General features: G+C 65.2%; 21 protein-coding genes. 4 read left to right on the top strand and 17 right to left on the bottom strand.

The window, feature by feature from the left end; all coding sequences use genetic code 11:
- Both ACMGRF_RS18580 and ACMGRF_RS18575 read right to left on the bottom strand, forming a co-directional pair.
- A complete protein-coding gene (locus tag ACMGRF_RS18580; RefSeq protein WP_049413392.1) occupies nucleotides 1-921 on the bottom strand; it encodes a Ku protein in 921 nt (306 codons plus the stop codon).
- Nucleotides 922-1,084: 163 nt separating this feature from the next.
- On the bottom strand, nucleotides 1,085-1,483 hold the full coding sequence (locus ACMGRF_RS18575) for a hypothetical protein (protein WP_049413394.1): 399 nt from the start codon (nucleotides 1,481-1,483) through the stop codon (nucleotides 1,085-1,087).
- 146 nt (nucleotides 1,484-1,629) lie between these two features.
- Here ACMGRF_RS18575 and ACMGRF_RS18570 point away from each other — a divergent pair, with 146 nt between their 5' ends.
- Nucleotides 1,630-1,974, top strand: coding sequence for a hypothetical protein (locus ACMGRF_RS18570; protein ID WP_262223742.1), 345 nt, complete (start codon nucleotides 1,630-1,632; stop codon nucleotides 1,972-1,974).
- Between the two features lie 80 nt (nucleotides 1,975-2,054).
- Here ACMGRF_RS18570 and ACMGRF_RS18565 read toward each other — a convergent pair whose 3' ends face one another.
- The gene (locus ACMGRF_RS18565; RefSeq protein ID WP_414485464.1) at nucleotides 2,055-4,148 is read right to left on the bottom strand and encodes a TonB-dependent receptor family protein; all 2,094 of its coding nucleotides are present in this window, start codon (nucleotides 4,146-4,148) and stop codon (nucleotides 2,055-2,057) included.
- 171 nt (nucleotides 4,149-4,319) lie between these two features.
- Between ACMGRF_RS18565 and ACMGRF_RS18560 the strand changes: the two genes are divergently transcribed.
- From ACMGRF_RS18560 to ACMGRF_RS18550, 3 genes are all read left to right on the top strand, one after another.
- The gene (locus ACMGRF_RS18560; protein ID WP_049438653.1) at nucleotides 4,320-5,522 is read left to right on the top strand and encodes an aromatic amino acid transaminase; all 1,203 of its coding nucleotides are present in this window, start codon (nucleotides 4,320-4,322) and stop codon (nucleotides 5,520-5,522) included.
- A 339-nt stretch (nucleotides 5,523-5,861) separates the two neighbouring features.
- The gene (locus tag ACMGRF_RS18555; RefSeq protein ID WP_049413403.1) at nucleotides 5,862-6,878 is read left to right on the top strand and encodes a class 1 fructose-bisphosphatase; all 1,017 of its coding nucleotides are present in this window, start codon (nucleotides 5,862-5,864) and stop codon (nucleotides 6,876-6,878) included.
- A 108-nt stretch (nucleotides 6,879-6,986) separates the two neighbouring features.
- Nucleotides 6,987-7,694 carry a 2OG-Fe(II) oxygenase gene (locus ACMGRF_RS18550; protein ID WP_049413404.1) on the top strand — a complete coding sequence of 236 codons (708 nt, stop codon included), beginning with the start codon at nucleotides 6,987-6,989 and terminating at the stop codon, nucleotides 7,692-7,694.
- A gap of 55 nt (nucleotides 7,695-7,749) precedes the next feature.
- On the opposite strand, the gene ACMGRF_RS18545 is transcribed toward ACMGRF_RS18550, so the two are convergent.
- The 14 genes from ACMGRF_RS18545 to dnaN all read right to left on the bottom strand — a co-directional run bounded on the left by ACMGRF_RS18545 (nucleotide 7,750) and on the right by dnaN (nucleotide 23,065).
- Nucleotides 7,750-8,841, bottom strand: coding sequence for a PA0069 family radical SAM protein (locus tag ACMGRF_RS18545; protein WP_099485357.1), 1,092 nt, complete (start codon nucleotides 8,839-8,841; stop codon nucleotides 7,750-7,752).
- A 99-nt stretch (nucleotides 8,842-8,940) separates the two neighbouring features.
- The gene (locus ACMGRF_RS18540; RefSeq protein ID WP_164284299.1) at nucleotides 8,941-9,684 is read right to left on the bottom strand and encodes a pyridoxine 5'-phosphate synthase; all 744 of its coding nucleotides are present in this window, start codon (nucleotides 9,682-9,684) and stop codon (nucleotides 8,941-8,943) included.
- A gap of 9 nt (nucleotides 9,685-9,693) precedes the next feature.
- Nucleotides 9,694-9,963 (bottom strand): hypothetical protein, encoded by a 270-nt coding sequence (locus ACMGRF_RS18535; RefSeq protein ID WP_049438866.1) that lies wholly within the window; start codon nucleotides 9,961-9,963, stop codon nucleotides 9,694-9,696.
- 40 nt (nucleotides 9,964-10,003) lie between these two features.
- On the bottom strand, nucleotides 10,004-11,464 hold the full coding sequence (gene cls, locus ACMGRF_RS18530) for a cardiolipin synthase (protein WP_049413411.1): 1,461 nt from the start codon (nucleotides 11,462-11,464) through the stop codon (nucleotides 10,004-10,006).
- 157 nt (nucleotides 11,465-11,621) lie between these two features.
- On the bottom strand, nucleotides 11,622-12,035 hold the full coding sequence (locus ACMGRF_RS18525; protein WP_005411740.1) for an ExbD/TolR family protein: 414 nt from the start codon (nucleotides 12,033-12,035) through the stop codon (nucleotides 11,622-11,624).
- 3 nt (nucleotides 12,036-12,038) lie between these two features.
- Nucleotides 12,039-12,464 (bottom strand): ExbD/TolR family protein, encoded by a 426-nt coding sequence (locus ACMGRF_RS18520; protein ID WP_005421196.1) that lies wholly within the window; start codon nucleotides 12,462-12,464, stop codon nucleotides 12,039-12,041.
- A gap of 61 nt (nucleotides 12,465-12,525) precedes the next feature.
- Nucleotides 12,526-13,287 (bottom strand): TonB-system energizer ExbB, encoded by a 762-nt coding sequence (gene exbB, locus ACMGRF_RS18515; RefSeq protein ID WP_005411738.1) that lies wholly within the window; start codon nucleotides 13,285-13,287, stop codon nucleotides 12,526-12,528.
- 94 nt (nucleotides 13,288-13,381) lie between these two features.
- Nucleotides 13,382-14,050: an energy transducer TonB gene (locus ACMGRF_RS18510; RefSeq protein ID WP_005421199.1), complete on the bottom strand. Its 669-nt coding sequence runs from the start codon at nucleotides 14,048-14,050 to the stop codon at nucleotides 13,382-13,384.
- Nucleotides 14,051-14,193: 143 nt separating this feature from the next.
- Entirely contained in the window at nucleotides 14,194-15,387 is a 1,194-nt protein-coding gene (locus ACMGRF_RS18505; protein ID WP_049417129.1) for a tetratricopeptide repeat protein, read from the bottom strand.
- A gap of 132 nt (nucleotides 15,388-15,519) precedes the next feature.
- Complete coding sequence (locus tag ACMGRF_RS18500) at nucleotides 15,520-16,326, bottom strand: M48 family metallopeptidase (RefSeq protein ID WP_049417131.1); 807 nt, start codon at nucleotides 16,324-16,326, stop codon at nucleotides 15,520-15,522.
- Between the two features lie 71 nt (nucleotides 16,327-16,397).
- Entirely contained in the window at nucleotides 16,398-17,246 is an 849-nt protein-coding gene (locus ACMGRF_RS18495) for a CPBP family intramembrane glutamic endopeptidase (protein WP_049417132.1), read from the bottom strand.
- Nucleotides 17,247-17,313: 67 nt separating this feature from the next.
- Nucleotides 17,314-19,773 carry a DNA topoisomerase (ATP-hydrolyzing) subunit B gene (gene gyrB, locus ACMGRF_RS18490; RefSeq protein WP_049417134.1) on the bottom strand — a complete coding sequence of 820 codons (2,460 nt, stop codon included), beginning with the start codon at nucleotides 19,771-19,773 and terminating at the stop codon, nucleotides 17,314-17,316.
- Nucleotides 19,774-19,885: 112 nt separating this feature from the next.
- Nucleotides 19,886-20,980, bottom strand: coding sequence for a DNA replication/repair protein RecF (gene recF, locus ACMGRF_RS18485; RefSeq protein ID WP_414485463.1), 1,095 nt, complete (start codon nucleotides 20,978-20,980; stop codon nucleotides 19,886-19,888).
- Between the two features lie 984 nt (nucleotides 20,981-21,964).
- The gene (gene dnaN / locus ACMGRF_RS18480) at nucleotides 21,965-23,065 is read right to left on the bottom strand and encodes a DNA polymerase III subunit beta (RefSeq protein WP_049417138.1); all 1,101 of its coding nucleotides are present in this window, start codon (nucleotides 23,063-23,065) and stop codon (nucleotides 21,965-21,967) included.
- Between the last annotated feature and the right edge of the window lie 144 nt (nucleotides 23,066-23,209).

Raw genomic sequence — 23,209 nt, 5'->3', positions numbered from 1 at the left:
TCAACCTGCCTTGCGCCGTGCAGCGGTTTTCTTTGCGGCCTTCTTCGTTGCCTTCTTTGCGGCTTTCTTTACCGTCGGCTTGGTGGCTGCTTTCCGCGTTGCCGTCTTCTTCGCCGGCGTACGCTTGTTCGCGTCCAGGCTCTTCTGCAGCAGCGCCATGAAATCGACCACGTTGGTGGTGGCATCCTCGCGCGGTACAGGCTCATCCTCCACCCGGGTGGTACCGCCCTTGGACTTGATTCGCTTGTTAAGCACCTGCTGCAGGCGCTCGCGGAATTCGTCGTGGTACTGCGACGGATCCCAGTCCCCGGACATCGACTCGATCAACTGCTCGGCCATCGCCGTTTCCTTGCTGCTGATGCGGTAATCGGCGAGCTTCCCGGTGGGCAGCTTGTAATCTTCGGGATCCACCAGTTCCTGCGGATAGCGCAGGATCATCAGCACCAGCGCGTCCGCATGCGGCATCACCGCGCACAGGTATTCGCGGGTACGCACCACCACCCGGGCGATGCCCACCTTGCCGGTACTGCGCAATGTCTCGCGCAGCAGCACGTAGCCCTTTTCGGCCTTCTTGCCGGGCACCAGCAGGTAGGGTTTCTCGTAGTAGCGCGGGTCGATCTGTGCGGCATCCACGAACGATTCCACCTCCACCGCTTCGTGGCTTTCCGGTGCCGCAGACCGGATATCGCCTTCCTCCAGCACGACATAGCTGCCCTTGTCGTACTCGTAGGCTTTGACGATATCCTTCCATGGCACTTCCTCGCCGGTATCGGCGTTGACCCGCTCGAAGCGGATCGGCTTGCGGTCGCGGGAGTCGAGCATGCGGAACTGCAGATCGACCTTGCGTTCGCCTGACATCAGCGACACCGGCACGTTGAGCAGGCCAAACGACAGCGTGCCGGTCCAGATCGGGCGGGCCATGAGCGTACCTTTGGCGGGGCAGGGCATCCAGCTTCGGATGGACGGTGTAAACCACCCGTGTCGATACCGTGCACGTGGGTTCTACGAAGAACGGTAGTGCCGGCCGCTGGCCGGCAGAGCTCGCGGCCTGAAGTTTCCTGAGGTTGCCGGCCAGCGGCCGGCACTACTGCAGCAACGGCCTCACCGCCACCGCAGGAATATGATCCAGCGCGCGCCAGGCGTCTTCCACCACCGGCCGTGCCTGCGACCAGCTCAACCGCGACTGCCCGCGCATCTGTTCCCAGTGTTCGGCCAGTTCCTCGCACGTATCCGCGGCGTCACCGCGCGGCCAGTCGGCAGCGTGGGTGGTCAGTGCGAAGGCATAGACCGGGCATAGATCGCGCCAGTTGCGGTGGTTCTGCCCGCGACGCTCTTCGTAGTCGCTGAGCATGTACTGCAGGTAGTCCTGTGCCACCGCCTGCGGATCTTCATGGCGGCGCGTGCGGCGTTGTGCGGTGCGCTGGCCGAGCGGATCGAGCAGGGCGTTGAACACGGACGGTGCGGGTCGTTCAAGACGGGGCATGGCCGGCTCCTGCAGCGGGGGCGGGTGGGCAGGAATACGCGCGGTGCCGTTACCGGGGGGTGAGCGAGATGTTCATGACGCCGGGTTCGCGGCGGCTTTACCTGTGGCGCGGTGTAGTGGGAGCCCCGAGCGCAGGTAGCCAGCCCATGAGCCGAGAGACTTCCCGAGACCCGTTGCGGGAAAACCAGCCACCCATTCCCGGTGAACAGCGCGGCAAGCGCGATGCCGACAATGCCGACTACCGCGGCACCGGCGCACCTTTCTACGACGCCGAGCACGGTGGCGACCATCTGCCGGTGAAGCACGAGGCTGAACAGGCCGCCCAGGACCGCAAGGATGGCGGCGACCGCCATCGCGGCGGCCAGGAAAGCCCGCTCAAGCGTCGCGAACGCAAGCAGCGCGCCAGCGACAACCAGGACGAGGCGCTGGAGGAGACCTTCCCGGCCAGCGACCCGACCTCGCCGTTCGTACCGGCCAAGGCCCCCGACTGACGGGTAGTGCCGGCCGCTGGCCGGCAACGCCTGGGCTGCCCTGCACAGAGCGATGCCGGCCAGCGGCCGGCACTACCACTTCAATGCCACGACCACTGCAGGCCAATATTGGCTCGCCGTCCCGGTCCCGGCTCATAGAAGCGCCCGTTGCCGTCGTTGACGATCACCGAGCCGATGTAGGCCTGGTCCAGCACGTTCTCCAGCCGGGCGAAGGCGCGCAGCTCGCCGCCCGGCAGGCGCCAGCGACGGCCGGCTTCCAGGTTCAGCAACGCGTAGCCCGGCGCCCGCTCGGTGGCTACGTCGTTGACCACGGTATCGCTGCTGGCGGCGGCCTCCAGTGCCCACTGCCAGTCGGCCGGCGTCCACTGCAGCCGGGCAAACGCCTGCTGGCGCGGTACCCCGGGCAGGCGGCTGCCTGCAGCAACCACGCTGTTCGAGGTCAGGTACGGCGAGCGCACCTGCGCCTGCAGCCAGGTCCATGCCAGCTGCAGTTCCAGCTGTTCGGCCAGCGGCTGCCGGTAGTGCAGTTCCACGCCCTGGCGGCGGGTGCGGCCGATGTTGCGATAGGTGCTGCGTCCGCCGATGTTGCTGGCAACTGCCAACTCATCGTCGGTATCTGCGCGGAACAGGCTGATATCGAGCTGGGTTCCGTTTTGTGCATGCCATTTGCTGCCCACCTCCAGGCTGCGGCTGCGCGCCGCCGCCAGATCCAGCGCCAGTCCCGCCTGGCCGTCGGCGCGATACCCCAGCTCGTTGAAGGTGGGCGTCTCGAAGCCGCGGCCCACGGATGCATGCAGGCGCCACTGCGGGCTGGCCTCGAAGCTGATCCCGGCCACCGGTGTGGTCGCCTGGTAGCGGCGGTGGCCACTGTCGTCGGGGTTGGCGCCGACGATGTAGCGGTCGTCGGATTCGAAGCGCACCGCGCTGTGACGCACGCCGGCCAGCAATGACCAGCGCGGGCTCCACTGCCACCAGGCCTGGGCGAACTGGTCCACGTTCTGCACGACGTCGATCTGGTCACGGCGTAGGCGCCCGCGCACGCCCAGGATGCTGCCGATGAAGTTCTCGTAGCCGGTGCGGTGCTGGCGCTGGCGGTCTGCGCTGAGCCCGGCCACCAGATCCAGCGGCCGGCCGGCCAGGTCGCCGTGCCAGCCCCAGCGCGCGTCCAGCCCGCCATAGCCGCCCTGCAGATCGATCACTCCGCCGGCATGCAACGGGCTGTTGGTCTGAGCTGCCGGCGGGATCGGCAGGTACTGGCGTACCGCGCGCTGGCCGGCATAGCCCATCAGCTGCCAACGCTGCGGCCCGGCTTCACGGGTCCAGCGCAGGCCGGTCTGCTGCTGGCGCACCGATTTACGGGTGTTGTACTGGTGCGCCACGGCGGTGGCCTGGCGCGGATCGGCCGCCACCTGGGCACGGCTCAGGCCCAGCGGGTCCTGCGCATCGGGGGCATCCAGCGCATTGAGCAGCAGCTCCAACCGTCCACCGCCCAGATCACCACCGATACGCGCAGTGAGCGATTCGCGGCGGGCACGGCTGTGGTCGCGCCAGCCATCGGTACGGAAGTGGTTGGCGGCGATGTTGTAGTCCAGCCCGCGACCGGCCCCCTTCAGCTGCGCGCCGACGCTGAGCGTGCTGTCGGCGCCGGCGTTCACGCGCAACCGCCACGGATCGCCGGCCTGGCCCTGCGCACTCCAGACCTGCAGCACGCCGCCGGAAGAGTTGCCGTACAGCGCCGAGAACGGCCCGCGCAGCACGTCGATTCGCTCGGCGCCGAGCAGGCTGGCATGTGACAGCTGGCCCTGACCGTCAGGCATGGTGGCCGGCACGCCGTCGATCAGCACCCGCACCCCGCGCACGCCAAAGGTCGAGCGTGCGCCGAAGCCACGGATCGACAGCTGGGTGTCCTGCGCGAAGTTCTGGCGGTCACGGGCGACCAGGCCCGGGACCCCGGCCAGCGCCTCGGACAGCTGTGCACCGGCGCCGGCACGCGCGGCGTCGATCCAGACCGTGTCCTGGCTCGCCGGCAGCGCGAACGGGTCGATGCCGGGCACGCGTGCGGCCTGCACCTGCACGCTGGGCAGGGCGGTCGGCGCGGGCTCGGCCAGCGCCGCCCAAGGCGACAACAGCAGGGCAGCGAGCGGCAGGCAATGGCGTCGTGCGGCAGGATTCATGATTCAGGTTGATGGATCGGGCGGCAACGCACGCCATGGTACGGGGCTGCGGATGACGATGGCGGCGGCCAGCCCCGGCAGGCTTTGTTACGATGGGCTGTTTCCGGCTGCAAGGCCGCAGACCGCGTAGCGCACTTCCTCCCCCTTTCCGTCTACCGAACGAGTACCGCCGTGTCCTTCTTTGCAAACGTGGAACTGGTCCCAGGCGACCCGATCCTGGGCCTGACCGAGGCGTACAACGCCGACAGCCGCCCGACCAAGGTCAACCTGGGTGTGGGCATCTACTACGACGAGAGCGGCCGCATCCCGCTGCTGCGCGCCGTCAAGCAGATCGAGCAGCAGCTTGCCGCTGAAGCCAAACCGCGCGGCTACCTGCCGATCGACGGCCTGCCGGCATACACGCAGGCCACGCGAGAGCTGGTATTCGGCAAGGACTCGCCGCTGCTGGCCGCCGGCCGCGTCACCACCGCACAGACCGTCGGTGGCAGCGGTGCGCTGCGCGTCGGCGCCGACGTGCTGAAGAAGCTGCTGCCGCACGCCACCGTGGCGCTGAGCAACCCGAGCTGGGAGAACCATCGCGCGGTGTTCAGCGCCGCCGGTTTCGAGGTGCTGGATTACACCTATTTCGACCCGACCACCCATGGGGTTGATTTCGACGGCATGCTGGCCGACCTCGGTAAGCTGGAAGCCGGCACCGTAGTGCTGCTGCATGCCTGCTGCCACAACCCCACCGGTGCCGACCTCACGGTCAGCCAGTGGAAGCAGGTCGCGCAACTGCTGAAGGACAAGCAGCTGTTCCCCTTCATCGACATGGCCTACCAGGGCTTCGACAAGGGCATCGAGCAGGACGGCGCCGCCGTGCGCATCATCGCCGAAGCCGGCATCGACAGCTTCATCGTCGCCAACTCGTACTCGAAGTCGTTCTCGCTGTACGGCGAGCGCGTGGGTGCGCTGTCGATGGTGGCGCCGACCGCTGCGGACGCCAAGGCGGTGCAGTCGCAGGTCAAGCGCGTGATCCGCACCATCTACTCCAGCCCGTCCACCCACGGTGCTGCGCTGGTGGCCGGCGTGCTGACCAATCCGGAACTGCGTGCGATGTGGGAGCAGGAGCTGACCGAGATGCGCGAGCGCATCCACGCCCTGCGCCAGGGCCTGGTCGAGAAGCTGGCCGCCGCCGGCGCGCCGCAGTTCGGTTTCATCAACGAACAGGCCGGCATGTTCTCCTATTCCGGCCTGAGCCGCGAACAGGTCGAACGCCTGCGCGACGAGTTCGGCATCTACGCCGTCGGCACCGGCCGCATCTGCGTGGCCGCGCTGAACCAGAACAACCTGGAATACGTCGCCAAGGCCGTGGCCACCGTCGCCAAGGCCTGAAGCAACACTGCACTGGTTTGAGAACAAAGGCGCCGAAGGGCGCCTTTGTTTTTGCTCCTGCTTTGCCTTTGCCACACTCTCCGCGCTCGCGGCGAACCCTGAAGCGCAGGGCGAGGCACACCGTGGCCAGGACCGTGAGGCGCGTGGATACGCCGATCGAGCCCCCATGGATGGGTTTACGGCGTGTCCTGGTCACGGTGTGCCTCGCCCTGCGCCTCCATGAAGGAGTGCGCCGACAGCGCAACGCATCTGGAAACGATTACGCCTTCCCGCGCTCACGCACGCCCCCGCCAGACGGGCGACAATAGGCGTTTTCCCGCTGCCGAGACCTGCCCGCCCATGTCCCGTACTTCGTTGACCCGCTTCCTGATCCAGGAACAGCACGCCGGCCGCATCAATGCCGACCTGCGCCAGCTGATCGCCGTGGTCGCCCGCGCCTGCACCAGTATCTCCATCGCCGTCAGCAAGGGCGCCCTCGGTGGCGTGCTCGGCGACGCCGGTACCGGCAACGTGCAGGGTGAAGCACAGAAGAAGCTGGACGTGATCAGCAACGAGATCCTGCTCGAAGCCAATGCCTGGGGCGGCCATCTCGCTGCCTGCGCCTCGGAGGAAATGGACCATAGCCAGCCGGTGCCGGACATCTATCCGCGCGGTGATTTCCTGCTGCTGTTCGATCCCCTCGATGGCAGCTCCAACATCGACGTCAACGTCTCCGTTGGCACCATCTTCTCGGTGCTGCGCTGCCCGACCAACGTCGAGCTGCCAGGCGATGACGCCTTCCTGCAGCCGGGCAGCAAGCAGATCGCCGCTGGCTACTGCATCTACGGGCCCAGCACCCAGCTGGTGCTGACCGTCGGCCACGGCACCCACGCCTTCACTCTGGACCGCGAGAAGGGCGAGTTCGTGCTGACCACCGAGAACATGCAGATTCCGGCGGCCACCCAGGAGTTCGCCATCAACATGTCCAACCAGCGTCACTGGGAAGCGCCGATGCAGGCCTACGTCAGCGACCTGCTGGCAGGCAAGGAAGGCGCGCGCGGCAAGAACTTCAACATGCGCTGGATCGCCAGCATGGTGGCCGACGTACACCGCATCCTGACCCGCGGCGGCATCTTCATCTACCCGTGGGACAAGAAGGATCCGTCCAAGGCCGGCAAGCTGCGCCTGATGTACGAAGCCAACCCGATGGGCCTGCTGGTCGAACAGGCCGGCGGCGCCGCCTCGACCGGCCGTGAGCGCATCCTCGACATCCAGCCTGATCAGCTGCACCAGCGCGTGCCGGTGTTCCTCGGTTCGCGCGAAGAAGTGGCCGCAGCGGTGCGTTACCACCACACGCACGACGAAGCGAAGGGCTGACGGCTCGACGCCTGACGACGGTCATGGCAGTTCGATGACATGACCGCAGGGTGACACCGCGGGCGGCAAACGGCACCATCAAGCCGTTGCCGCCGAAGGAATGCACGCATGCACGAGCAGGGCCCGGTCGATTTCATCGAAGTCATCCACAACGCCGTCCCCAGTGAGGTCTGCGCGGCGATCGTCGAGCGCATGCGTGCCACGCGTGGGCTGCTGCCTGGTGCGGTGGGCAGTGGCGTGTTCCCCGAGCTCAAGCACAGCAAGGATCTGCGCATCAGTGGCCTGGACGGCTGGCAGGACGTCGACCAGCAGCTGCAGATCGCCGTGTTCAACGGCCTGCTGACTTATCTACGCCGTTATCCACAGGCATTGATCGCGCCGCTGATGTTGCAGATCCAGGACAGCAACGGCCAACCGCGACGCCTGTCTGCCGAGGACTTTCCCGACATGCCGCCGCAGCAGCTGGCCGACCTGGCCCGCACCTGCCTGCGCCCGGGCGCGATCAACCTGCAGTGGTATGCGGCAGGCGAGGGCGGCTACCCGTACTGGCACTGCGAGCTGTACCCGAAGGATGCGCAGGCCGAGACCCTGCACCGGCACGTGCTGTGGACGCTCTACCTCAACGACGACTTCGACGAAGGCGAGACCGAGTTCCTGTTCCAGGGCCGCAAGATCGCGCCACGCACCGGCAGCCTGCTGATCGCCCCGACGGCGTTCACCCACACCCATCGCGGCAACCGGCCACAGGGTGGCGACAAGTTCATCGCCACCAGCTGGATCCTGTTCCAGAGTGCGCAGAAGTTGTTCGGGGGGTGACGCAGAACTGCTCGTCGGCCTTGATGTAGAGTCGAGCCATGCTCGACTGATGGCCTCAGAACAACGACCCCTGCGGCGAATCCTTCTTCGGCGGCAACGGCTTCTGGAACCGGCTGCAATCCAGCTTCGGCCAATGGCTGTTCTGCGCATTGAATCCCAACCGCTTGCGCGCCAGCTTGAAGCGGTTGTTCAATAGATCGGCATACACGCCCTGGCCCCGCATGCGCGTGCCGAACCGGCTGTCGTAGTCCTTGCCGCCGCGCAGCTGCTGGATGGTGCTCATCACATGCGCGGCGCGATCGGGATGATGCGTGTCGAGCCAGTCGCGGAACAGTGGTGCCACTTCCAGCGGCAGGCGCAGCAGCACGTAGCCCGCGGTGCTCGCACCTGCGTCGTGTGCGGCCTCCAGCACGGCTTCCAGCTCGCTGTCGTTGATCCACGGAATCACCGGCGCCACCATCACGCCCACCGGGATACCCGCATCATGCAGGCGCTTCATCGCGCGCAGCCGTGCATGTGGCGCCGATGCACGCGGTTCCAGCTTCGCGGAGAGATGCGGGTCCAGCGAGGTCACCGAGAAATGAACGCTGACCAGGTTCTCCGCGGCCAGCGGCGCAAGCAGATCGATATCGCGCTCGACCAGTGCGTTCTTGGTGATCAGCGAGAACGGATGCCTGGTCTCCAGCATCACTTCGATCAGCTGGCGGGTCAGTTTGAACTTGCGCTCGATCGGCTGATACGCATCGGTGTTGATGCCCAGCGCGATCGGCTGCGGCACGTAACCGGGTTTCGACAGTTCCTTGCGCAGCAGCTGAGGCGCATTGGTCTTGGCGAACAGCTTGGTCTCAAAGTCCAGGCCCGGCGACAGGTTCAGATAGGCGTGCGAGGGGCGCGCGAAACAGTAGGAACAGCCATGCTCGCAACCGCGATACGGATTCACCGACTGGCTGAAGCCGACGTCCGGCGAAGTGTTGCGGGTGATGATGCTGCGCGCGGTTTCGGCGCGTACTTCGGTGCGCAGGCGCGGGGCGAGGAACTCTTCGCTTTCGTCGACCGCCCAGCCGTCGTCCACCGCCTCGCTGACGGTGCTTTCGAAGCGCCCGGCAAGGTGGGACGTGGAACCTCGGCCCTTGATCGCAATACCCATTGCGGCAGCGTACGCCGTGGCCGTCTCAATGGCTGCGACGGCCGCCTGAAGGGTTCAGCGGGATGCTGAGCCGAGCGTGGGCTCGGCTGCATCCATCGGTCACAGCAGGGCCAGATAGCCCCGCACGGTGGCATCCAGCCCGTCATACAGTGCCTCGCCGATCAGCGCATGGCCGATCGACACCTCCAGCACGTCCGGCACATGGCCCAGGAAATCGCGCAGGTTGTCCTGCGACAGGTCGTGCCCGGCGTTGACGCCCAAGCCCACCGCCTGCGCCCGCCGCGCGGCAGTGGCGAACAGTTCCAGCATCGCCGCAGCGTCGCCCGCCGCATGCGCCTCCGCGTAGGGGCCGGTATACAGCTCGATGCGATCGGCACCGACCTCGGCCGCCTGCTCCAGCAACGGGTTGCCCGCGTCGACAAACAGGCTGACCCGGCAGCCCATCGCCTTCAGTTCGGCAATCAACGGGCGCAAGCGCTCGGCGTCGCGTTCGAAGTCGAAACCGTGGTCGGAGGTGATCTGGCCGTCGCCGTCGGGCACCAGGGTGGCCTGCGCGGGCCGAGTCTGTTCGCACAGCGGCAGCAGCCCCGGGTAGCCCTCGCGCGGCGGCGCGAAGGGATTGCCTTCGATGTTGAACTCGACCCCACGCGCGCGGGTCAGGGTGGACAGGGCCAGCACGTCCTCGGCGGTGATGTGGCGGCGGTCCGGCCGCGGATGCACGGTGATGCCATGCGCGCCGGCATCCAGGCAGGCCTGGGCGGCGCGCACCACGTCCGGTTCGGTACCGCCGCGCGAATTGCGCAGGACGGCGATCTTGTTGACGTTGACGCTGAGCTGGGTCATGGAACGGAACTACTTGGAAAGAGGGGACGGATCGTTGTCGTTGGCGTCATCGTTGCGGCGCGCCTGGGCCTGCTCGCGCAGGCGGCGCAGTTCCTCGGCATCGATCAGGGTGGCCGGGTCGCGCTGCAGGTCGCCGAAACGGGCCACGTAACGACCGCGTACCCAGGCCAGCAGGAAGGCGAGCGCCGCCAGCAGGCACAGGGTCATCAACCCTGCGCTCGGGGTCTTCAGCGCGAAGGCAAAGCAGCCCAGCGCCAGCAGCAGGTACAACCAGTACATAGTCGGGCTCCCCGGATGATCGCCGCAGTGTAGCGCTGCGTCAGAGCAGCGGCGAGGCCAGCCGGGCGAAGGCCTCGGGCAGGCGGTGCAGCCACAGCGAGCGCCCGGCCTGGTCATGCACCCGGGTGGCGCGATCGAATTCACCCTGCAGCAGCTCGGCCAGCGCCGCCACGCGGTCTCGGTCGCTGATCATCATCGACAGCTCGAAGTTCAGGCGGAAGCTGCGGTGGTCGAAGTTGGCACTGCCGACAATGCAGACGTCGTCGTCGGCGATGAATGCCTTGGTGTGCAGCATGCGCGGGCCGTACTCGTAGATCTTCACGCCGGCATGCAACAGCTCGTCGAAGTACGAGCGCGCGGCCTGGGTGACGAACCAGGAATCGCTCATTTTCGGTACCAGCAGGCGCACGTCCAGGCCGCCCAGCGCGGCCGAAGTCAGTGCCATCCGCGCCGCTTCACCCGGCACGAAATAGGGCGTCACCAGCCACACCCGCTCGTGCGCTTCCTGGATCGCGGCGACGTGCAGCCGGTGGATCGTCTCCCAGCCCGAATCCGGGCCGGACACCAGTACCTGCGCGTTGATCGCGCCATCCCCGCGCAGCGGCATATCGGCCGGCCACAAGCGGGCGATATCCATCCGCGACGGTTCCTGGCCACTGGCGTAGAGCCAGTCCTCGGCGAACACCAGCTGCAGGCTGCGCACCACATGACCGCGGATGCGCATGTGCAGGTCGCGATAGGCGTCGGGCCTGCGGCTTTCGTCTTCCTCGTCGGTGATGTTGATGCCGCCAGTGAAGGCCAGGCGGCCATCGACAATCACCAGCTTGCGGTGCGTGCGCAGGTTCAGCCACGGGCGCTTGAACGGTTTCAGCAGCTGCCGCGGGTGGAACCAGATCGCTTCACCGCCGGCCTCGAGCAGGGGCTGCAGGAAACGGCGGGGCAGGGCGGATGAGCCCACCGCATCCAGCAGCAGGCGCACCTGCACACCGGCACGTGCGCGCTCGACCAGGGCATCGCGCAGGGCGGTGCCTGCGTGATCCGGATTGAAGATGTAGTACTCCAGATGGATGTGATCGTGCGCCTGTGCAACGGCTTCCAGCAAGGCCGCGTAGGTCGCCGCACCGTCCACCAGCCAGGTCACTTCGGTGGCACTGCTTGGGGCCAGTCCGGTCGTGGCCTGGGCAACCTTGGCCAGTTCGGTGCAGTCCGAATCGGGCGGGCAGACATCGCTGTAGTGCTCCATGCCCGAGCGTGCACGGCCACGACGCAGGCGCTGCCGCTTCACCTTCTGCGGGCCCAGCAGGTAATAGATGAAGAGCCCCAGGTAGGGCAGCAGTGCCAACGAAAGGATCCAGCTCAGCGTGGCCACCGGCTCGCGCTTCTGCAGCATGATCCAGCCCGCCAGCGCGAACAGGTACAGCAGGTAGGCCACCGCCAGGATCGTGCCGAGGTGGGCGATACCGTCGAGCCAATGGCGCAGGGAATCGAAGAGGGCGAGCATGCGCCGATCATAGCGGGCGCGTGCTCCCTGATGGGGCCAGATCCCTTTTCCTGCGGAAAGGGATCTGACCCCGACTGCATCCCACAAACAAAAAAAACGCCCCTGTCTCCAGGGGCGTCTGCAGTCGCGTCATGACTGTTGTATTGCGGTGTCGCGTTTACTGCTGCACAAAACCGATCTTCTTCATCTGAGCGTTCTTCGCGGCGGCCAGAACCTTGGCCATCACGTCGTACTCGGAATCCGGGCTGGCGTCGATGCGCAGTTCCGGCTGGTTGGTCGGGTCACGCTGGACCTCCTGCTCCATCCGCTGCTGCAGCTCGCTGGTATTGATCGGGCTGTTGTTCCACGAGACCTGGTTGCTCGCGTCGATCTTCAGTTCGATCGGCGGCGGCGGTTCGACCAGCTGCGGCGGTGGGTTGAGCACGCGCTGCGGCAGGTCCACGGCGATCGGGTACGTCATGATCGGCGCGGTCACGATGAAGATGATCAGCAGCACCAGCATCACGTCCACGAGGGGCGTGACGTTGATGTCTGCCATGGGGCCCTTGCCACCACCACTACTGAATGCCATGGCTTATTGCCCCTTTTCTTTGGTCGCAACGAAGCCGACGTCCAGCATGCCCTGTTCCTGCGCGACCTTGGTCAGGTCGTTGATGACGCGCATCTTGGTGGTGCGGTCACCACGCAGGTTCAGCGGCGGCTGCGGGGTCTGCTGTGCGGCGGTCGCCAAGCGGGACTCGAGAGTCTGCTTGTTGATTTCTTCGTCGTTCCAGTAGATCGAGCCGTCTTCCTTGACTGCCAGCGTGATCGGGTTCGGACGCTTTTCAGCATCTTCCGGCTTCTGGATCAGGTTGGCTTCCGGCAGATCCACCTTGACCTTGTGGGACATCAGGGGCGCCGTGATGATGAAGATGATCAGCAGCACCAGCATCACGTCCACGAGGGGCGTAACGTTGATGTCGGCCATGGGGCCGCCGCTGTTACCACTACTGAAAGCCATAACGGGCTCCGTCTAGATCTTGGTGACTACTTACTTCGTCGCTGGGTGACGCGCGCCGCAATTAGCGGACGCGCGAACCGGTGGCGAAGAAGTCGTGCAGGTCGTGCGCGAAGGTATCGAACTTGCTGATGGTCGCGCTGTTGATCTTGCTGAAGAAGTTGAAGGCGAACACGGCCGGGATTGCGACGAACAGACCGATCGCGGTCATGATCAGCGCTTCACCCACCGGGCCGGCAACGGCGTCGATCGAAGCGGAGCCGGTGGCACCGATCTTGATCAGCGCGCCGTAGATGCCCCACACGGTACCCAGCAGACCGACGAACGGAGCGGTCGCGCCGACGGTGGCCAGCAGGGTCATGCCCGACTGCAGCTTGTTGCTTTCGCGGGTAACGGCCTGACGCAGAGCGCGGTCGACGAACTCCGAACGGCTCAGGTTCTCACCGACGCCGCCGGTAGCACCGCCTTCAGCGCGCTGGTGGTGGGCAGCTGCCTGGGCAGCGTCCAGGGCGATCTTCGAGAACGGCTCCGAAGCCGGCTGCTCTTCCATCGCACGGATGGCGTCCTGCGCGTTCGGGGTGTCCCAGAACAGGCTGACGACGCGATCAGCGGCGCTCTTCAGGCGGGTGGCACGGAAGATGTTGATGACGGTCCAGTACCAGGACATGGCCGACATGGCGATCAGGGTCAGCAGCACGACCCAGGAAACCGCGAAATCACCCGGCTTGGTGGTCATTTCGTGGATCAGGTGCTCGAAGCCCATCTGCGACAGGGCGTTGGACGGATTGCCCCCGGCAGCAGCGGCGATGAAAATTTCCTGCAGCATGACGCTTACCTTTGTTGTGTGTGGTGATAAAGGGTGTAGCTAAGCTAAACAATCGAACCGGGAGCGGGGGTGGCCAGGCGGCCACCCGGACGCATCAGTTCAGTGCAAAGTTGACCGGGACGCGAACGCGACCTGCCGTCTTCTTACCGCCTGCTTCAGCGGCGTTGAAGCGCCACTTGCGAGCCGCTTCCATCGCAGCACGGTCCAGGTCGCGGTTACGGCTGGACTTTTCCACCGTGACATTGGTGACGTTGCCGCTGGCATCGACATCAATGATCAGGATCACTTCGCCCTGGATACCTGCGCGGAAGGCTGCCGGCGGGTAGCGCGGCGGATTCATGGCCTTCGACGAGATGTCCACGCTGGCCTCGATCGAGGTCGGCGGTGCCGGCGGCGCCGGAGGCGACGGCGGGGTGACGATATCGTTCGGGCGCGGCTCCGGCACGTCGACGACCGGCGCCTGCGGCGGCGGCGGTACGGGCGACGGCTTCGGCGGCGACAGATTCTTCACCGGCGGTGGCGGAGTATCCTGCGGCGGCGGCGGCGGCGGCGGCGGTGGGGGCGGCGGCGGCGCGTCGACGATGGTCACCATGACGTTGCGCTCCTTCTCCGCGACGGCCTTGGGAGCCACGGCGGGAATCAGGAGCATCATGAAGGCGGCCAGATGCAGGGCAATTACAAACGCGATGCCGACGATGCGAGGCCAGCTCAGCCCCTTGTCATCGGGTTGTTCGTACCGGTGAACGACTAGTTGTTCCGTCATGCGCCAAGAGCTCAATAGTGGGGCCGGAATCCCGGGGGCGGGATCCCTGATCAGCGGTGCATGACACCGCAGGAACCTCCAAGCTTATACCAATCCTGAGCGCCTGCGCATCAACTGAGCAGGCATTCAGGCGTTATTCCTACTTACTTCAGGTTGATGATTTTTTTGGCATCAGCCTGGTTCTTCACGCCCTTCGCCAGCGCCTGCTGGGCGGCCTGCTTGGCCTCGGGGACGCGACCTTCGGCATGCAGGACGCGTGCCAGGTTCAGGTAGGTCTCACCGTCCTTGGAGAGCGGGGCGGCCTTCTGCCACGCATCGATCGCCTGCGGCACCTGGTCGGAGTAGTAGTAGGACTGGGCCAGCGCCAGGTAGACCTGGTAATCCGGCTTCAGGATGCCCTTCTGCAACCCTTCGTTGATGACCGCGATGACGTCCTTTTCCTTGTTCTCGGTGTTGGCATAGATCGAGTACAGCTGCTTGTACTCGCGCTCTTCGGTGAGCTGGCCGCTGCTGCGCAGCTTGTCCATCACCGCGGCGGCCTTCGGCATCTGGTCAGCCTGCATGTACATGTTGGCCAGATTCAGCTGGGCCTTCTTGTCCGACGGGTTCTTGGCCGCCAGCGCTTCTGCGGCCTGCACGGCCTCACCGGTCTGGCCGGCTTCGGAAAGGGCCGCCATCAGCAGCTGGTTCCAGTTGTCCTTCGGCTCGGCAGCGCCCGCAATGGCCTGCTTCAGCACCGGGATCGCTTCCTGGTAGCGCTCCAGCTGGTACAGCGCCTGGCCCTTGGCAATCAGCTCTTCCGGCTTGGTCGACTTGCTCTCGGCGAAGTACTTGTCCAGGGTGGCCAGGCCTTCCGCAGTCTGGTCTTCCTGCAACTGCAGCTGGCCCAGCATCAGCATCGACTGGAAGTGGCCGTTGTTGTCCAGGCCGTTGAACTGGATGGCCTGCTTCAGGTAGGCGATGGCGGCCGGGGTGTCGTCGGTCTGGTAGGCGGCCTGCGAGGCCAGCTGCGCGGCCAGCGACTTGTCGTACTCGTTGGAGGCGCTGTCAGCCAGGATCGCGTCAGCCTGCGTGCGCGTCTCCGGGAACTTTTCCTTGTTGTAGCTGTCGATCATTTTCTGCAGCTTGCTGCCCATCTTGGCCGAGGCCTTGGCGGTCGGCTCCTGGCGGGTCGCATTGGGGTACAGCGGTTCGGCCTTGGCCTGCTTGCTGCTGCCGCCGCGGCTGCCACGGTCGGAGGAACGCGAGGACTGCGCGAAGGCATCGGTGACCACGGCGCCGGTCAGGGCGGTCGCGACGAGGACGGAAAGCACAGCTTTGTGGTTACGGAAAATCATCGTTCACCTCGATCGAACCGCCGGATAGCGGCAAAGTCGGACTGTCAGAAAAATCTGAGCCGCCAAACGTATCAGAAACAGATGGCGTGAGAAATCGTTTTATGTGCTGCAATACAGCATAGAACTGCGCACTCATCCGCACTTTGGCCGCAGCCCGGCCGCCTGCGCCTGCTGATAGATCGGCGTCAGGCCTGGTGCATCACGGCGCAGTTCCTGGATCCGGTTGGCCGGATCGGGGTGGGTGGACAGCCATTGCGGGCTGCGACCACCGCTGGCCGCCATCATGTTCTGCCACAGATCGACCGCCTGCGCCGGGTTGAAACCGGCCTGGGCCATCAGCCGCTGGCCGATGACATCGGCCTCGCTTTCCTGGGTCCGCGAGCCTGGCAGCAGGAAGGCCGCCTGCGCACCCATGCCGCCCAACTGGTTGACCGTACTGGCGGCACCATCGCCATAGGCAGCACCGGCCAGTGCCCCCAGGACGGCCAGGCCGGTCTGCGCGCCCATCTGCCGGGTGATGCGTTCTTCGTGGTGACGGGCGATGACATGCCCGATCTCATGGCCGATCACGGCAGCCAGCTGGTCCTGGTTCCTGGCGACGGTGAAGATGCCGGTGTTCACGCCCACCTTGCCGCCGGGCAGGGCGAATGCGTTGGGTTCCTTGTCGACGAATACGGCAGTCTCCCACCGTACGCCACGGTACTGAGGCGGCAGTTGTGCGACCAACGCATTGACCACGCACTGCACGTAGCCGTTCTGGCGGCCATCGGTGCTGATCTTCTCTTTCTGCTTGGTCTCGGCAAACGCCTGCGCGCCGAGCTGGTCCAGCTGTGCCTGCGACACGCCGCCCACCATCTGCCGTCGTCCGGTTGGCGAGGTGGTGGTCGCACAGGCACTGACCACGGTGGTGATGACTAGAGCCAGCAGCAGTTGTTTCATGGGTCCGCCCCCGTGTTCATGTGCGCAGTGTGTAGCGTACCTGCTTAATCTTTCGTCAAGCGGGCACGGCGTTACGTTGACCCCAGGAACACCATTGCGGCGAGCGCAACCGCGTTGTTCAGCGCATGCGCGGCAATCGCCGCCCACAGGGTGCCGGTGCGGCGGTACAGCCAGCAGAAGGCGGCGCCCATGCCACCGTACACCAGCCACAGCTGCGCCATGCCCAGCAGCGAGTTCTTGCTGACACCGGGCACTTCATGGACCAGGGCGAACGCCAGGCTGCTGAGGATGAGGCCCAGCCAGGGGCGGCCAGCCTGCCACAGGCGCCCGAACAGGACGCGGCGGAACAGCAGCTCTTCGTAGGCGGGGGCGAGGACGACCGCAAACAGCACCAGGAACAGCGGGAAGCGAGCGATCGCGCTCTGCATCAGTTCCACGTTGGTGGGCACCGGCTCGATGCCGAACTGCTTGGAAAGGAAGGCGATGCCGTTGCTGCCGAGCACGATCAGCGTGGCCACCAGCAGGGTCCAGCCCCAGGTGGACGGCCGCAGCAACGCCTGTCGCGACGCCATGCGCTCGCCGGCGTTTGCCGGGCGTCGCCAGAAGTACAGCAGCAGCGCCGCGCCACCGGTGGCGATCAGGGCCATCAGGATCTGCGCCAGGGCACCGGGCTGGCCCACGGCCGCGCCGACGGCGTCAGGTGTCAGTCCGCCGCCATTGGCCTCGGCGTTGGCGCGGCTGACCACGATTGCACGGTAGAAGCCCCAGAACAGGCCGGTGACCATGCTCAGGCCGACCAAGGTAACGGCGGCGATGCCCAGGTCGATGAAGAAGCCTGCCAACGGTGCCACGGCGCGCGGCGGGGCAGACACCGGCGGAACCGGGGGCGGGGCGGCGGAGACCGGGGTGGATGCGGACATCAGGTACCTGTGTTCAAGGGACGAAGGCCGGTGCAGCTCCCCGCGCACCGGCCAGGTCCCGATTGTGTCAGATATCCAGGTTGGCGACCTTCAGCGCATTGTCTTCGATGAAGTCGCGACGCGGCTCGACGACATCGCCCATCAGGGTGCTGAAGATCTGGTCGGCAGCGACCGCATCCTCGATGCGCACCTGCAGCAGGCGACGGGTCTCCGGGTTCACCGTGGTATCCCACAACTGCTCCGGATTCATTTCACCCAGACCCTTGAATCGCTGGATCTGGCGGCCGCGCTTGGCCTCCTCGAGCAGCCAGTTCTGCGCCTTCGCGAAGCTGTCGACTTCGATCGACTTGGCGCCGCGGGAAATCGTTGCACCTTCGCGCACCAGCCCGTGCAGCAGCTTGGAGGCCTGGTGGATCGCACGCAGTTCGCCACTCTCGAACGCCGACATCGGCAGCACCTGGATGTGCTCCTCGCCCATGTGGCGACGGGTCACCAGCACGGCGGCGGGGCGCTCCTCGTTGGCCTCCTGCAGTTCCAGGCTGAAGCGCGGGCTGCCCAGGCTGCCCTGGTTGAGGCGCTTGGCCAGCGCATCCAGGCCTTCGCCTTCGCCCGCATTGCGCAGGCTGTCCATGTCCATCGGCACGAAATCGACCAGCGCTTCGAGCAGGTTGCGGTCATAACGGTGCGCGTTGCGTTCGATGGAATCGAGCGCGGCGGCGTAGGCCAGCAGCAGCTTCTCCAGCGCAAGGCCTTCGATGCCGGGCTCGCCGGTGGCCGGCACCAGTGAAGCGTTTTCCACTGCGCTGCTGGCCAGGTAGCTGTCCAGCGCCGGGTCATCCTTCAGGTACAGCTCCTGCTTGCCCTGCTTGATCTTGTACAGCGGCGGCAGGCCGATGTAGACGTAACCGCGCTCGATCAGCTCCGGCATCTGACGGTAGAAGAACGTCAGCAGCAGGGTGCGGATGTGGGCGCCGTCGACGTCGGCGTCGGTCATGATGATGATCTTGTGGTAACGCAGCTTGTCCGGGTTGTACTCGTCACGGCCGATGCCGGTGCCCAGTGCGGTGATCAGCGTACCGACCTGGTCGGAGGACAGCATGCGGTCGAAGCGCGCGCGTTCCACGTTGAGGATCTTGCCGCGCAGCGGCAGCACCGCCTGGTTCTTCCGGTTGCGGCCCTGCTTGGCCGAGCCACCTGCCGAGTCACCCTCGACGATGAACAGTTCGGACAGCGCCGGATCCTTTTCCTGGCAGTCGGCCAGCTTGCCCGGCAGGCCGGCGATATCCAGCGCGCCCTTGCGGCGGGTCAGGTCGCGGGCCTTGCGCGCAGCTTCACGTGCACGGGCGGCATCGACGATCTTGCCGGCGATCGCCTTGGCTTCGTTCGGGTTTTCCTGCAGGAACTCTTCCAGGCGCGCACCGAAGGCGTTTTCCACCGCCGGACGCACGTCGGAGCTGACCAGCTTTTCCTTGGTCTGGCTGGAGAAGCTCGGGTCCGGCACCTTCACCGACAGCACCGCGATCATGCCTTCGCGCATGTCATCGCCGGTCAGGTTGATCTTGGCCTGCTTGGCGATGCCGTTCTGCTCGATGTAGTTGTTGAGCACGCGGGTCAGCGCACCGCGGAAACCGGCGAGGTGGGTACCGCCGTCCTTCTGCGGGATGTTGTTGGTGAAGCAGTACATCGTCTCCTGGTAGGAGTCGGTCCACTGCAGCGCCACCTCCACGACGATGCCGTTGTGCTCGCCGGTGACGGAGATGACATTCGGGTGCAGCGGGGTCTTCAGCTGGGCCAGATGCTCCACGAAGCTGCGGATGCCGCCTTCGTAGTGGAAGTCATCGCGACGGCCGTCGCCACGCTCGTCGGCAAGAACGATCTTGACGCCGGAGTTCAGGAACGACAACTCGCGCAGACGGCGGGCCAGGATGTCGTAGTGGAATTCCACGTTGTCGTGGAAGGCGACGGTGGACGGCCAGAAGCGCACGGTGGTGCCACGCTTGGTGGTGGCTTCCAGCTTGGCGAGCGGGGTCACGGCTGCGCCGTTGCTGAACTCCTGCTGGTAGTGGGAGCCGTTCTGGAACACGTCCACCAGCAGCTTCTGCGACAGCGCGTTGACCACGCTGACGCCGACGCCGTGCAGGCCGCCGGAAACCTTGTAGCTGTTGTCGTCGAACTTGCCGCCTGCATGCAGGACGGTCATCACCACTTCGGCGGCGGAGACCTCGCGACCGAGCTTGGCGCTCATCTGCTCGTGCTTGCCGGTCGGAATGCCGCGACCGTTGTCGGACACCGAGACCGAGCCGTCAGCGTGGATCGTCACCGCGACATGGTCGGCGTGGCCGGCCAGCGCTTCGTCGATCGAGTTGTCGACAACCTCGAACACCATGTGGTGCAGACCGGTGCCGTCATGCACGTCACCGATGTACATGCCGGGTCGCTTGCGGACAGCCTCCAGGCCTTCCAGGGCGGTAATGCTGTTGGCGTCGTAATTGCCGTTGTTTGCCGGGGTGTTCTGTTCGTCGCTCATTGCGCTTGCCGTAGGCTCCGCAGGTCGGACACCGCCTGAGGCGATGTGCCGAGAATGAAAGGATTCCAACCCGAATTATACCAGCCGGGGTCGAGTGGCCCTGATGTGCCCACTATGGCACAGCCACGATCTGTGCATGTTCCACGTGGAACCGGGCGATCTGGGCCAGGTCCTGCAGGGCCGCCGGGGGTTCAGTAGCGGTGACGAAGATCTGCGCCGGGCCAGTGAGCAGGCGCTCCAGTACCCGCGCCTGGTGGGTACGATCCAGTTCGGAGGCCAGATCGTCCAGTGCGATCACCGGCCATTCGCCGCGCTGTTCTGCATAATCCTCTGCCTGCGCCAGCAGGCACGCCAATGCAGTCAGCTTGGCCTGACCGCGTGACAGTGCATCGCGACCAGGAATGCTGTGGAAATCCACGCTCCAGTCCGCCCGGTGCGGCCCAACCGAGGTGTACCCGGCCTGGCGGTCACGATCCCGGGCCAGAAGCAGAGCATCCGCCAGGGGAAGCTCATGCCGACGCCAGCCCGGACTGAGTTCCAGTGCCTGGATGCCGAGTTGCGGCGCCAAACTGGCAGCCAGCGCCACGGCACGCTGCTGCAGCCGCTCCAAGTAGTGCTGACGCCGGCTGGTAAGGGGCTCTCCGGCCTCAGCCAACTCGTGATCCCAGGTGTCCAGCATCCGCGACGGGCCGCCCTGCTTGAGCAGGGCATTGCGCTGCTTCAGCGCCCTTGAATAGCGGCGCCACAGGGACAGGAAATCAGGTTCCACGTGGAACAAGCCCCAATCCAGGAAGCGACGGCGGGGCTCGCCACCGCCGCTGACCAGCGCATGGCTGCCGGGCTCGAACGTCACTACCGCCAGCGCCGCGCAGAGGTTGCCGAGCTGAGCCACATCTTCGCCGTCCAATCGTCCCTTCCAGTCCTGGCCACTGTGGCGCAGGCCGGCCTTTCGGCGGTGCGGCGCCTGGTCGGCACGCTGTTCGTCCCATTCCACGAAGATTTCCAGCGCCTCCTGGCCCTGGCGTACCATTCCATCGCGGACCCGGCCGCGGAAGCTGCGGCCATAGGCCATCAGATGCAGGGCCTCCAGCACGCTGGTCTTGCCGGCACCGTTGTCGCCAGTGAGCAGGTTCAGCCCCGGCTGGGGCGAAAGATCCACCGCACTGAAGCGACGCAGTTGGTGCAAGGCGAGGCGGCGGATAAGCATGGGGCGCGAACGACCATCCGCTCGAGGCGGTAGAGGGGCAGGGAATCCATCAGCTTACTGCATCGGTCAAGCCGGACGCGCTGCACCGCATCGATGCGGAGCAGAAGCTCCTGCGCACCCACTGATCGCGGGTTCCACGTGGCGCCAGTTCACGGCATGCCCGCTTCCAGCTCCGGACGCAGCTGAAATTCCTTCAATTCTGCACAGGGTTGCGGGGTGTGGCCCCCCAGATTTCGACGATTTCAGGACCACTGCCGCAGGTGTTTGGCGAGCGCTTGGCCGGCCGGATGAACGGGCGGGCGCCCGGATTCCTCCAAATCTGCGATCCGATGCCCTGCGAGGTTCCACAGATTTCAAAGAATCCGGCCCATTGGTTTCACGCTGTCCACAGCGGCCCTGTATGACTTATACACAAGGTATGGGCAATCTGTGGATAAAAAAGCCATTTTGCTTGGGTCTGGAAACTATCCACAGGTTCCCCCCCAGCCTGAGGCGCCTCTATACAGGGGGTTTCACCCACATAAATCCCTTTTAGATCATGTAGATAACACATTTTTCCACGAAATCTGGCTCCACCATCACCACCATGCTTTAGATTTATACCCAGATTTAGAAGCTAGGCTTGGCCCGATCTGCCCCGAATGACTCCTGTGGACAGAGAGGATTTCAGAAATGGCGAGCACCGTCGCCGCAGCGTGGATGCGCTTGGGCATCCGACCAGGTCCATAGCAACTGCGTCGAGACTCCAGGTACCGGCCCCGATCAAAGCTGATTTGGAAGCAGTCCCTGACATCGACTCAAAGTCCCCGTCGGCAGCGGGCGTGGTAAGCAAACCGCACGCAACCGGGTCCAACAGGGAAGATGCTTTCCGTCTGAAATCCGCGCTTGAAAGGGTAGTCCCGATGATCCACGTGGAACGTGCAAAAAAAAACGCCCGGGAGCTTCCCCGGGCGTCGTTATGTTCCACGTGGAACCGAGCTGATGTCAGAGACGCAGCGGCATGACCACGTGGCGCGACTTCTCGCTGCTGGACTCACGCACCAGCGCCGAGGAGTTGGAGTCGCGCAGCTGGATGATGACTTCCTCATCGCGCAGGGCGGAGAGGGCATCCAGCAGGTAGTTCACGTTGAAGCCAATGGCCAGATCGCTGACCGTGGTGTCGGCTTCGATCTCTTCCTGGGCTTCTTCCTGCTCCGGGTTGTGCGCGCTGATCTTCAGGTTGCCCGGCGAGACTTCCACGCGGATACCGCGGTACTTCTCGTTGGACAGGATCGCAGCACGCTGCAACGAGGCACGCAGTGCTTCACGATCAACCTTCACTTCGCGGTCGGCACCGATCGGGATCACCGCTTCGTAATCCGGGAAACGGCCGTCGATCAGCTTGGAGGTGAAGGTGACATCGTCGCGCTTGACGCGCACATGGCTGCGACCGACTTCCAGCTCGATCTCGCGATCACCGCTTTCCAGCAGGCGCTGAAGCTCGGTCACGCCCTTGCGCGGCACGATGATCTGGCGCTTGGAACCGCTCGGCTTGGCCAGTTCGGTTTCACACAGCGCCAGACGGTGGCCGTCGGTGGCGACGGTACGCAGGGCATCACCGCGCAGATCGAACAGCAGGCCATTGAGGTAATAGCGTACGTCCTGCTGGGCCATCGCGAACGCGGTGCGCTCGATCAGCTCCTTCAGGGTCGCTTCGCCGATGGCCACGCGCTCAGTGGCTTCCACTTCGTCAACCGACGGGAAGTCATTGGAGGGCAGGGTTGCCAGGGTGAAGCGGCTACGACCGGCCTGCACGGTGATCTTGTCTCCGGTCTGCGAGACGGTGATCCGGCTGCCATCGGGCAGGGCGCGGATGATCTCGAACAGCTTGCGGGCGGGAATGGTGGTTTCGCCGTCCTGGGCATCTTCAACCGCGATCCGCGACACCATCTCCACTTCCAGGTCGGTACCGGTCAGCGACAGCTGGCCGTTCTGCACCTGGACCAGGAAATTGGCCAGAACCGGAAGGGTCTGGCGGCGTTCGACCACGTTGACGACCTGTGCCAACGGCTTGAGAAAGGCTTCGCGCTGCAGTGTGAAACGCATGTGGTTCCGTGCCCCTATGCTTTAAAAAATGTGGAATAAATCAAAAGCTTGGTGGTGCTGGTAGAGACAGAATCGCTGGAAAACAATGCTAAGTCTTTGTAAATAAAGGCGTTTCAGGCATCGAAACCCTCTGTATTACCGACC

Source organism: Stenotrophomonas sp. EMP41 (assembly GCF_047495535.1).
GTDB classification, from domain to species: domain Bacteria; phylum Pseudomonadota; class Gammaproteobacteria; order Xanthomonadales; family Xanthomonadaceae; genus Stenotrophomonas; species Stenotrophomonas sepilia.
The sequence above is the reverse complement of the archived record's forward strand: the minus strand, read 5'-3'. Positions and strand labels throughout refer to the sequence as shown.

What these genes read in the sequence shown, in the direction of transcription:
- ACMGRF_RS18575 (WP_049413394.1), bottom strand. Translation starts at nt 1,483, where the DNA reads ATGCCCCGTCTTGAACGACCCGCACCGTCCGTGTTCAACGCCCTGCTC.
- ACMGRF_RS18545 (WP_099485357.1), bottom strand. Translation starts at nt 8,841, where the DNA reads ATGGGTATTGCGATCAAGGGCCGAGGTTCCACGTCCCACCTTGCCGGG.
- ACMGRF_RS18550 (WP_049413404.1), top strand. Translation starts at nt 6,987, where the DNA reads ATGCACGAGCAGGGCCCGGTCGATTTCATCGAAGTCATCCACAACGCC.
- ACMGRF_RS18495 (WP_049417132.1), bottom strand. Translation starts at nt 17,246, where the DNA reads ATGTCCGCATCCACCCCGGTCTCCGCCGCCCCGCCCCCGGTTCCGCCG.
- ACMGRF_RS18505 (WP_049417129.1), bottom strand. Translation starts at nt 15,387, where the DNA reads ATGATTTTCCGTAACCACAAAGCTGTGCTTTCCGTCCTCGTCGCGACC.
- ACMGRF_RS18520 (WP_005421196.1), bottom strand. Translation starts at nt 12,464, where the DNA reads ATGGCTTTCAGTAGTGGTAACAGCGGCGGCCCCATGGCCGACATCAAC.
- ACMGRF_RS18580 (WP_049413392.1), bottom strand. Translation starts at nt 921, where the DNA reads ATGGCCCGCCCGATCTGGACCGGCACGCTGTCGTTTGGCCTGCTCAAC.
- ACMGRF_RS18555 (WP_049413403.1), top strand. Translation starts at nt 5,862, where the DNA reads ATGTCCCGTACTTCGTTGACCCGCTTCCTGATCCAGGAACAGCACGCC.
- cls (WP_049413411.1), bottom strand. Translation starts at nt 11,464, where the DNA reads ATGCTCGCCCTCTTCGATTCCCTGCGCCATTGGCTCGACGGTATCGCC.
- exbB (WP_005411738.1), bottom strand. Translation starts at nt 13,287, where the DNA reads ATGCTGCAGGAAATTTTCATCGCCGCTGCTGCCGGGGGCAATCCGTCC.
- dnaN (WP_049417138.1), bottom strand. Translation starts at nt 23,065, where the DNA reads ATGCGTTTCACACTGCAGCGCGAAGCCTTTCTCAAGCCGTTGGCACAG.
- ACMGRF_RS18565 (WP_414485464.1), bottom strand. Translation starts at nt 4,148, where the DNA reads ATGAATCCTGCCGCACGACGCCATTGCCTGCCGCTCGCTGCCCTGCTG.
- ACMGRF_RS18525 (WP_005411740.1), bottom strand. Translation starts at nt 12,035, where the DNA reads ATGGCATTCAGTAGTGGTGGTGGCAAGGGCCCCATGGCAGACATCAAC.
- gyrB (WP_049417134.1), bottom strand. Translation starts at nt 19,773, where the DNA reads ATGAGCGACGAACAGAACACCCCGGCAAACAACGGCAATTACGACGCC.
- ACMGRF_RS18500 (WP_049417131.1), bottom strand. Translation starts at nt 16,326, where the DNA reads ATGAAACAACTGCTGCTGGCTCTAGTCATCACCACCGTGGTCAGTGCC.
- ACMGRF_RS18535 (WP_049438866.1), bottom strand. Translation starts at nt 9,963, where the DNA reads ATGTACTGGTTGTACCTGCTGCTGGCGCTGGGCTGCTTTGCCTTCGCG.
- ACMGRF_RS18510 (WP_005421199.1), bottom strand. Translation starts at nt 14,050, where the DNA reads ATGACGGAACAACTAGTCGTTCACCGGTACGAACAACCCGATGACAAG.
- ACMGRF_RS18570 (WP_262223742.1), top strand. Translation starts at nt 1,630, where the DNA reads ATGAGCCGAGAGACTTCCCGAGACCCGTTGCGGGAAAACCAGCCACCC.
- ACMGRF_RS18540 (WP_164284299.1), bottom strand. Translation starts at nt 9,684, where the DNA reads ATGACCCAGCTCAGCGTCAACGTCAACAAGATCGCCGTCCTGCGCAAT.
- recF (WP_414485463.1), bottom strand. Translation starts at nt 20,980, where the DNA reads ATGCTTATCCGCCGCCTCGCCTTGCACCAACTGCGTCGCTTCAGTGCG.